Below are 9538 nucleotides of genomic sequence, written 5' to 3'. Positions count from 1 at the left end.
GACAGCGTTCTATCCTCTCTGGCTGGGAATTGCTTCTCCAACTCAAGCCAAACGCGTCGTAGAAAATCTCTCTTTGTTTGAAGCCCCAGGCGGAATTTTTACCAGTACTCGTGTCACCGGCAACCAGTGGGATGCTCCCCTTGGCTGGGCACCATTGACATTAGTTGCCGTCCAGGGACTTCACCGCTATGGGTATCATACAGAAGGCGATCGCATTGCCAACAAATTTCTCGCTATGGCAGTTAAAGAATTCGAGCGTCATAATACCCTAGTTGAAAAATATGATGTTGAACGCTGTTCTGCCAATGTTTCCGACGAAATATGCTTTGGATATAGTTCTAACGAAGTTGGTTTCGGCTGGACAAATGGAGCGATTCTGGAACTCTTAGCAATCGGCGAGAAAAAAGTTTAAAGTAAGAATTCAGGAATCAGAATATAGAAGGAATCTAGTATGATTGGCATATTTATTCATCCAATATTCTTCTGAATTCTGATTCCTAAGCTTTCGCAAACTACTAACCTAAATAACTATTCACGCCATCAATATTATTTTGACAGATATTAGCCTGCTGGTGAAATGCTTTAAGCCTGTACTTGGCTTTAACTGTGGAAACGCTTAATTGTAGCAGCTTACATAATCAATAGCTGCCAGACCGCCGCGATAAGTAGTCCAAGTAACATAACAGGTTTTTCTTGACGAATAACTCTCAAGAAGTAAATCAGTAACTTCTTGGTACAAAGCATTATCTTTCCACAAACATAGCCAACCTCCAGCACTTGATGATGTAGGGTTCATTTGAATACATACACCCCTTAGTGCTACCAGAGGATTTAGATGATATTCCCTAATTGTACCAGATGCACTGTCAGCCAAAGCGGATGTACTACCCAGCATAACTAAAGCACAAGGTAAACCCAAAAACTTGAAAAGTTTCGCCTTCATGAACTTTCACTCCTTTGCTTGATTAAAATGTCTAAAATAAACAAAAAACGTGTAATTTTAGACCAAAAGTAGTTTTGGTTGCTTTCCTCTTATACTAATCGCAACGCTATAGTTGCGGTTTGAATTTTTAATGCATACTGAGACTAAAACTGTGATTGATATATGATTTTTGCAAGATATTTATTCATTAGGAGCCAGAATGCAGAAGGAATTGAAATAGTGGCATATTGCAATACACCACTACTTTTGAATAAAGGGGTTTAAGTACAAAACTAAATCTACAATTTAATGGTTTTCAATTATATGGTTTGCCTAAACTCCCCAGTAATTCCCCTCGTCTGAATTCTGAATTTTGACTCCTATTTCTCAATGCCCTATCAGCATCTACCAATTATCATCTCTATCTTCGTCGTAAGGCTCACCTGTAAAAGGTTGTACGCCAACAGCAGGATAAGCATCATCCGTAGGGCCAAAAATCCGCATTGCAGCTTCAGAAATATACTGGGTTATGTTCGCAATGATTTTGGAAATATCCATAATATTGGACTCCCTCTTTTTGAGTCGCTTTAATGGTGATGCTTATACTCTAATCCTAATACTCAAGCCTTGCTCATATTCTCAATATATTGAGAATATATGCAATGTTTATTCAGATAACTTTGCAATACTTTAGCTTGTGAAAAAGTCAAACTTTTCTCTTTGATTCTAATGGTAACATAGTTGTTTCTTGCAACCCATTTGGGAAAATAGCGAAGCAAAACAAACTTTCTCTGACAGGATATTATTTTCCTTGATTAGCCACCCGCTCTAATTAACATTATTGCACGCTATCACTATTAAAAAATATTAATTATTTGATGAAGTTAGTATTAAGCTACCGATAAATCTACTGTTATACGGCAATCTCAGCCAATGTACTTGCAGGGAGTTGACATTATTTATGGTAAATATTACCATAAATAAAAGAAGCATCTTGTAAGGAAGCTCTTGCATGACAACTTTGCCAGATTTGAACTATGTATATAAACAGCAAAGCCAGCAGAACCAGGAACTGAACCTTTCTGCCGATGACTACAGCTTGCTGACCGACCTTTACCAGTTGACAATGGCAGCTTGTTACACTGGCGTTGGTATAGAACAACGGCGGGCAAGCTTTGAATTGTCTGTCAGACGATTGCCAGAGGGTTTTGGTTATTTGATTGCAATGGGGCTGACGCAGGCATTAGAATATTTAGCCAAAATCCGCTTTAGTTCCGCGCAAATTGCGGCATTACAGGCAACGGGAATTTTTGCTCACGCAGGCGATCGCTTTTGGTCACTTTTAGCTGAGGGAAAGTTTACGGGTGATGTTTGGGCAGTACCAGAAGGGACAGCCGTGTTTGCCAATCAACCACTGTTGCGGGTGGAAGCACCCCTTTGGCAAGCGCAACTAGTAGAAACCTACCTGCTGAATACGATTAATTACCAGACTTTGATTGCCACAAAAGCAGCCCGGTTGCGGGATGTAGCAGGGGAATCAGCAACACTTTTAGAATTTGGCACCAGACGAGCATTTAGTCCCCAAGGGTCTTTGTGGGCGGCACGGGCGGCGTTGGCGGGTGGGTTAGATTCCACTTCTAATGTGTTAGCAGCGCTACAACTGGGACAAAAGCCAAGTGGTACGATGGCACACGCCTTGGTGATGGCATTGTCAGCAATAGAAGGCACTGAAGAACAAGCTTTTAGTGCATTTCATCGCTATTTTCCGGGTGCGCCATTACTAATTGATACTTACGATACCATTGCTGCTGCCGGGCGCTTGGCCGAAAAAGTAAATTCCGGGGAAATGCAATTAACAGGAGTGAGATTGGACTCAGGAGATTTAGTTACCTTATCAAAACAGGTGCGATCGCTCCTTCCCGGTGTACCAATTTTTGCCAGTGGCGACTTGGATGAGTGGGAAATTGCCAGATTAAAAGCTGCTGGGGCGCAAATTGATGGTTACGGACTGGGAACGCGACTAGTTACAGGTTCGCCTGTCAATGGAGTTTATAAACTTGTAGACATTGATGGGATCCCAGTGATGAAGCAGTCTAGTGGTAAGCTTACTTATCCAGGGCGCAAGCAGATTTTTCGCTCGTTTACAGGAGGCAAGGTAAAAGCAGATAGGTTGGGACTCTTAGGTGAAAGCTCTCTAGATGAAAAACCTTTGTTGCAGTTGGTAGTACAAGAAGGTGAACAGCTGTATCCGTTAGAGTCGTTGGCAACAATTCGTCAGCGTACCGCCGCCTCAGTTGCTAGTTTGCCACAACAGACACGGCGTTTGGATCATCCGGTGGCTGTAGAAGTGGAGATTTCTGAGGGGTTACGGGTGTTGACTGAAGAAACTAAAAAACGAACCGCAGAGGCGCTGAGTACACAGAGGTAATAATTACTCCTTCGGTATGTCTTAATTACGAACTACGAACTACGAATTACGAATTACTATGAGAGTTGCTTTGTTTGGTACTAGTGCCGATCCACCAACTGCTGGACATCAAAAAATTCTGAGTTGGTTATCTGAGCGTTATGATTGGGTAGCGGTTTGGGCAGCGGATAATCCGTTTAAGTCTCATCAAACACCTTTAGAACATCGGGCGGCAATGTTGCGACTGTTGATTGCGGATATAGATGCGCCACGGCATAATATTGCTTTGGAACAAGAATTGAGTAGCTTCAGAACGCTGGAAACAGTGGAAAAAGCCAAGCTTACTTGGGGTGAAGATGCTGAATTAACGTTGATTATTGGTTCAGATTTACTGACTCAGCTACCACGTTGGTATCGCATTGAAGATTTGTTACAGGAAGTGCAACTACTGATTGTACCGCGACCGGGATATGCAATAGATGAATCTAGTTCAGAGGTAGTGCAAAAGCTGGGAGGGAAGATTGCGATCGCTAGTCTGACCGGTCTAGATGTTTCCTCAACAGCGTACCGCGAACATAGAGATTCTCAAGCCCTCACAGCCCCTGTAGTTGCCTATATTAATCGAGAGCATTTGTACGAATGCCAGGACGTTCACCAAAAAAGATACCAACTCCGTTAAACCAACAACCTTTGGCCGATTTCAAGGTTGGTGTTGATAATGTAATTTTTTCTGTAGATACTGTACAAAATCGGCTGTTAGTTCTACTCGTAATGCGACAGCAAGAACCATTTCTAAATCATTGGAGTCTTCCCGGTACTTTGGTACGTCCAGGAGAGTCTTTAGAAGATGCCGCCTATCGCATTATGGCAGAGAAAATTAAAGTCAACAATCTCTATTTAGAACAACTGTATACATTTGGCGGCCCGAACCGCGATCCACGGGAAGCAACTGATAGTTATGGTGTGCGTTATCTATCAGTTAGTTACTTTGCCCTAGTGCGATTTGAAGAAGCCGAATTGATTGCCGATCGCATGACTGGCATAGCTTGGTATCCGGTAAAACAAGTGCCGCAATTAGCTTTTGATCATAATGAAATTTTAGCTTATGGACACAGGCGATTGCGAAATAAATTAGAGTATAGCCCAGTGGCTTTTGAAGTCTTGCCAGAAATGTTCACCTTGAATGATTTATATCAGTTATACGCCACAGTTTTAGGTGATAACTTTTCCGATTATTCTAATTTTCGAGCGCGTCTACTGAAGTTAGGTTTTTTATGCGATACCGGAATTAAGGTATCACGAGGTGCTGGTCGTCCGGCTAGTTTGTATAAGTTTGACGCCGAAGCTTTTGCTCCCTTAAAAGATAAACCTTTGGTGTTTATTTAACCAATCACTTTACAGAGTCCAAATTTCTGCAATACCTTTCGGTTAAGATCCCCCCGCCTGCGGCGGCCCCTTTTTTAAGGGGGTTGGGGGATCTTCAAAATACCGAACCGTATTGCAAAGTTAAAAGTCATAAGTGACTCTTGACAAATGACAAATGACCAATGACAAATGACAAATAATATGAAAATTGCGATCGCTCAAATTAATCCTACTATCGGTGATTTGCTCTTAAATGCCCAAACAATCCTGGAGGCGGCACAACGAGCAGCATCTAGCGGTGCGCGTTTATTGCTGACACCAGAACTTTCTTTATGTGGCTATCCACCAAGAGATTTATTACTAAATCCTAGTTTTGTGGAAGCGATGAGCATCACTTTACAAAACTTGGCTCAGGATTTACCAGCAAATTTAGCTGTGTTAGTAGGAACTGTTGAACAGAATCTTAACGCACATATTAGTGGCGGTAAAACTTTATTTAACAGCATGGCTTTGTTAGAGAATGGCAGAGTCAAGCAAGTTTTTCACAAACGACTTTTGCCTACTTACGATGTATTTGACGAACGTCGCTATTTTGAACCAGGCTTGCAAGCTAATTATTTCACTTTAGATGATATCCATATTGGCGTAACTATTTGCGAAGATTTATGGAACGATGAGGAATTCTGGGGCAAACGTAGTTATGCAGTAAATCCGATTGCTGACTTAGCAATTTTAGGTGTAGATTTGATTGTAAATTTATCTGCTTCCCCCTACACTGCCGGTAAACAGCAGTTTCGTGAAACAATGCTCAGGCATAGTGCAATACGTTTTCAACAACCAATGATTTATGCTAATCAGGTTGGCGGAAATGATGACCTAATTTTTGATGGGCGGAGTTTTGCCTTGAATCGTCAAGGTGAAGTTATGTGTCGTGCCCGTGGCTTTGACACTGATTTAGTAATAGTTGAATTTGACGAAGCGCAACGGGATTTTCAATTAGGTTCTGTAGCACCTGTCTATGAGTCGGAAGATGAAGAAATTTGGCAAGCGTTGGTTTTGGGAGTGCGAGATTATGCTCGTAAGTGTCGCTTTCCTAAAGTAGTTTTGGGTTTAAGTGGCGGGATTGACTCCGCAATAGTAGCTGCGATCGCCACGGCTGCACTTGGTAAAGAAAATGTCCTTGGTGTTCTCATGCCTTCCCCTTACAGTTCCGAGCATTCCATTAGCGATGCTTTAGCATTAGCCGAAAATTTGGGGATTAAGACTCATCTTTTAGCAATTGGCGAGTTAATGCAAGGCTTTGATCAAACATTAGGTAATTTGTTTGCAGGTACTGAGTTTGGATTGGCAGAAGAGAATATCCAATCGCGGATTCGCGGTAATTTGTTAATGGCGATCGCTAATAAATTTGGCTATCTGCTTTTATCTACTGGTAACAAGTCAGAAATGGCAGTTGGTTACTGTACTCTCTACGGCGATATGAATGGCGGGTTAGCAGTGATTGCAGATGTTCCTAAAACCCGTGTGTATTCACTTTGCTATTGGTTAAATCGCACTAATGAAATCATCCCGCAAAACGTCTTGACTAAAGCACCCAGTGCCGAACTCAAACCAGGCCAAGTCGATCAAGACTCTCTACCGCCCTACGAAGTTTTGGACGATATTTTGCAACGCCTAATTCACAACCACCAATCAGCAGCGCAAATTGTTGCAGCCGGTCACGATGCGGTGATTGTAGACAGAGTAATTCAAATGGTGGCGCGGGCTGAATTTAAACGGCGACAAGCACCCCCCGGCTTAAAAATCACCGATCGCGCCTTTGGAACCGGTTGGCGAATGCCAATTGCTAGTAACTGGGTTGGTGTCAAAAAGGCTTACCAGGCAAAAACTACAGCTACATCTAACCTTAGTTTGTTGTGATCGCAGCGATTATATTCATTACAATCCTGTGCGACATCAATTATGTCTGACTCCACAGGATTGGCAATTTTCAACTATTCATCGGTTTATCCAGCAAGGTGTTTATCCGCAAAATTGGGGAATGATTGAAGTTCCAGAAGTGCTTAACAGTATTTGGGATATTTAGAAGAATTGGAATGCGGTGCGGTGCGTTACGCTGTCGCTAACGCACCCTACTGGACATGATTGAAATTCACAAAGCCGGAGATACATTTTATCCCAAATTGAATTAAACTGCGATCGCCGATCTTGTAGAGGAGCAGGGATATCTTCGCAGGGGAAGAGAAAGTCCTTTTGATTCGGTGAAATTGGATGATTTATTTTTTGGAGTTCCCTTACTTGAAGACAAAAGTTACTTCAGGGAAGGCGGAAGTTGCTACAGACTGCGCGAAACACTGAAACGTGAAGGCGGAAGCTCTTACAGGGAAGGCGGAAGCTGCTACAGACTGCGCGAAACACCGAAACGTGAAGGCGGAAGTTAATTCCGGGAAGGCAGAAGTGCGATCGCTGCTTTTGTAGGGTGAGTTAACGAAGTGCGATCGCCTAATTTTGTAGGGTGCGTTAGTGCAATCGCAATGTTGTCGTTAAAAAACTCCATAGCCCGTATATTCACGCATTTCAGGAGATTGAAATCCTAGAACAATATCATCTTTTGGAACTCCTCGCTCTACAAGTTCTTGAGCCACTCTCATTTCCGTCATATTCTGCTCAATCGAAATTTTTCCCTGTTTAATATCCAAATGTAAGACACAACCATAGACTCGCCGATGACCATCCCATCCCACATTCATAACCATGTAATGGTCTTGTTTTGTATCAAAAACAGTGTAACAATCAATCTGACCATTTGCGATGGGGATAGCAGCATAAGCCGTCAACAAGGACTTAATGATATGGCGATTAGACTCTAGGGTATCCATTGTACAATTACCTCTTGAATTGGGTCATAAATAATTTGTTTAATCTGATATCTCTCTACAGATATTTGGGCAAATTCCCGCTTGAAAAAAGCTTCATAAACACCTATAGGCACTGCCAAATAGAGAATGCGAGTTGGATCGCTACTTTCTAAGGCAAGCCGATAATTCAAAAACTGTCCTAATGCAGCATGATAATCTGTTAGTGGTGAATCACTCAGGAACGTTTTAATCTCAACTGCAATTTTTTCTTCACCCCGCTCTGCTGCTAACAGTTGCTCTGCATCTAAATCTATTTCAAACTTAGTTCCGCCAACTTCCAGTAGCAGAGGATCATCGGTTATCTTCCACTGCTGTTTTTCTAAAGCAATTCTAACCACAGCATGAAATTTATCTTTAGCTGCCATCGTTAACTTTTTCTGATTTACTTAACATTTTAGTGCGTAGGCGCAGCCCGCCGCAGGCATCGCCAATCTTATCGGTTGAGTTGAGTGCGATCGCCCGATACCATAGAATTGGGTTACAGAAAATTTATACTTTCGATAAATTGTGTTATGAGTGCGATCGCAGTACTCTAGATGTTAGTAACAGCAAAATATTTATCTAGCTACTGCTTGGGCATCTGGAGAAGAAAATGAGAGAACACATCAGCCGGCAAAAAAAAACTACTACAGGCTTCTCAATTCCATCCCTGAAACAACCGATACGCGGCTTTGGTTTGGAGTCGTCGGCAATTTCACGCCAAGCAGTTTCTGAAATACAACCATTCCATAAACCACTTACTCACGATATTAGTCGCATACCACTGCGTACCCAAGCAAAACTCTCAATTAGCCAGCCTGGAGACAAATACGAACAGGAAGCTGATAGCGTCGCACAGCAGGTAATGCAAAGAATGGCGCAACCTGTAAATCGCCAGTCTATTCAACGAGAAGCATTGCCAGAGTCAGAAGAATTGCAGATGAAACCTCTGGCGAATTCCATCACGCCTTTAGTGCAACGGCAAGAAGTGCCAGAGGATGAGGAAGAATTGCAAATGAAATCTCTGGACAATAGCACACTACAACGGCAGGAAGTGCCAGAGGATGAGGAAGAATTACAAATGAAATCTCTGGACAATAGCACACTACAACGGCAGGAAGTGCCAGAGGATGAGGAAGAATTACAGATGAAATCTCTGGACAATCGTACGCTGCAACGGCAAGAAGTGCCAGAAGATGAGGAAGAATTACAGATGAAGCCGATGGTGCAGCGTCAAGCTAAGGCTGGAATGGCTGGTGCGCCAGACCTGGAAGCGTCCATTAACCAAGCTAGGGGTGGAGGAGTAGCGATCGCAGACAACATCCGCGAACCGATGGAGGTGGCATTTGGCGCAGATTTCAGTGGGGTGAAGGTTCACACCGATGGTCAATCCGATCAGTTGAATCGGTCAATTCAGGCGCGTGCTTTCACGACGGGACAGGATGTGTTTTTTCGGCAAGGAGAATATAATCCTGGGAGTCGGAGCGGACAGGAGTTGTTGGCGCATGAGTTGACCCATGTTGTGCAGCAGAAGGGGGGAGTATTAGATACCGCAAATGTGCAGCGAGTGTGGGGAAGTGGACTACCTGCTAGTGTAAAAGCACCCGCTACAGAAGACCAAAAAGCCAAGGCAAAAGCCGAAGAGCAGGAGAAAAAAAAGGCCCAAGAGCAGGAGAAGCATCAACAAGAAGTACAGAGTTTCATCAAGAAAATTGAAGACTTTATACTAACGAGTGATGGAACAGCTGATGGGACGAAGACGGGAAGATGGAATTATTATCCAACCTTTAAGATTTCACAGAAAATTTGCGATGACGCGATTAAGGCATGGAAGGGAAAGGGAAGCGGACAGAATTACCATGTGCTTGAGAGTCATAAAAATAATGAGGGTTATATAAATTTTTTAAGGACAGATCCCAAAAAATCATCTTCTACAAAGTCTGTAAA

The 9538-nt window shown here is 42.8% G+C and carries 11 protein-coding genes; 7 read left to right on the top strand and 4 right to left on the bottom strand.

Annotation, left to right across the window (positions count from 1 at the left end; translation table 11 throughout):
* Positions 1–412 (top strand): trehalase family glycosidase (locus tag IQ229_RS03100; protein WP_265582944.1); only part of this gene is annotated, 412 nt, incomplete at its 5' end.
* Between the two features lie 204 nt (positions 413–616).
* Here the strand turns inward: IQ229_RS03100 and IQ229_RS03095 are convergent.
* Both IQ229_RS03095 and IQ229_RS03090 read right to left on the bottom strand, forming a co-directional pair.
* Complete coding sequence (locus IQ229_RS03095; protein WP_194041184.1) at positions 617–943, bottom strand: hypothetical protein; 327 nt, start codon at positions 941–943, stop codon at positions 617–619.
* Between the two features lie 384 nt (positions 944–1327).
* The gene (locus tag IQ229_RS03090) at positions 1328–1480 is read right to left on the bottom strand and encodes a hypothetical protein (RefSeq protein WP_194041182.1); all 153 of its coding nucleotides are present in this window, start codon (positions 1478–1480) and stop codon (positions 1328–1330) included.
* Positions 1481–1934: 454 nt separating this feature from the next.
* Here IQ229_RS03090 and IQ229_RS03085 point away from each other — a divergent pair, with 454 nt between their 5' ends.
* The 5 genes from IQ229_RS03085 to IQ229_RS03065 all read left to right on the top strand — a co-directional run bounded on the left by IQ229_RS03085 (position 1935) and on the right by IQ229_RS03065 (position 6780).
* Positions 1935–3350: a nicotinate phosphoribosyltransferase gene (locus tag IQ229_RS03085; RefSeq protein WP_194041180.1), complete on the top strand. Its 1416-nt coding sequence runs from the start codon at positions 1935–1937 to the stop codon at positions 3348–3350.
* A gap of 58 nt (positions 3351–3408) precedes the next feature.
* The gene (locus IQ229_RS03080; protein WP_194041178.1) at positions 3409–4008 is read left to right on the top strand and encodes a nicotinate-nucleotide adenylyltransferase; all 600 of its coding nucleotides are present in this window, start codon (positions 3409–3411) and stop codon (positions 4006–4008) included.
* Complete coding sequence (locus IQ229_RS03075) at positions 3969–4715, top strand: NUDIX hydrolase (RefSeq protein WP_163929288.1); 747 nt, start codon at positions 3969–3971, stop codon at positions 4713–4715. The genes IQ229_RS03080 and IQ229_RS03075 overlap by 40 nt, the downstream gene beginning before the upstream one ends.
* A gap of 180 nt (positions 4716–4895) precedes the next feature.
* Positions 4896–6614, top strand: a complete 1719-nt coding sequence (locus tag IQ229_RS03070; protein ID WP_194041188.1) for an NAD+ synthase — start codon at positions 4896–4898, stop codon at positions 6612–6614.
* 28 nt (positions 6615–6642) lie between these two features.
* Positions 6643–6780, top strand: coding sequence for a hypothetical protein (locus IQ229_RS03065; RefSeq protein WP_228013058.1), 138 nt, complete (start codon positions 6643–6645; stop codon positions 6778–6780).
* 457 nt (positions 6781–7237) lie between these two features.
* Here the strand turns inward: IQ229_RS03065 and IQ229_RS03060 are convergent, their stop codons facing one another.
* A complete protein-coding gene (locus IQ229_RS03060; RefSeq protein WP_194041176.1) occupies positions 7238–7573 on the bottom strand; it encodes a XisI protein in 336 nt (111 codons plus the stop codon).
* The gene (locus tag IQ229_RS03055) at positions 7561–7977 is read right to left on the bottom strand and encodes a XisH family protein (protein ID WP_194041174.1); all 417 of its coding nucleotides are present in this window, start codon (positions 7975–7977) and stop codon (positions 7561–7563) included. Before IQ229_RS03055 ends, IQ229_RS03060 begins: the two co-directional genes overlap by 13 nt.
* A gap of 227 nt (positions 7978–8204) precedes the next feature.
* On the opposite strand from IQ229_RS03055, the gene IQ229_RS03050 reads away from it, so the two are divergent.
* Positions 8205–9538, top strand: a 1334-nt coding sequence (locus tag IQ229_RS03050) for an eCIS core domain-containing protein (RefSeq protein ID WP_228013057.1), incomplete at its 3' end; no start/stop codon positions are given.

Origin of the sequence: Nostoc cf. edaphicum LEGE 07299, assembly GCF_015207245.1 — a bacterium.
Lineage (GTDB): Bacteria > Cyanobacteriota > Cyanobacteriia > Cyanobacteriales > Nostocaceae > Nostoc > Nostoc edaphicum_B.
Note: the sequence above shows the minus strand (reverse complement) of the source record. Positions and strands in the feature narration are given on the sequence as shown.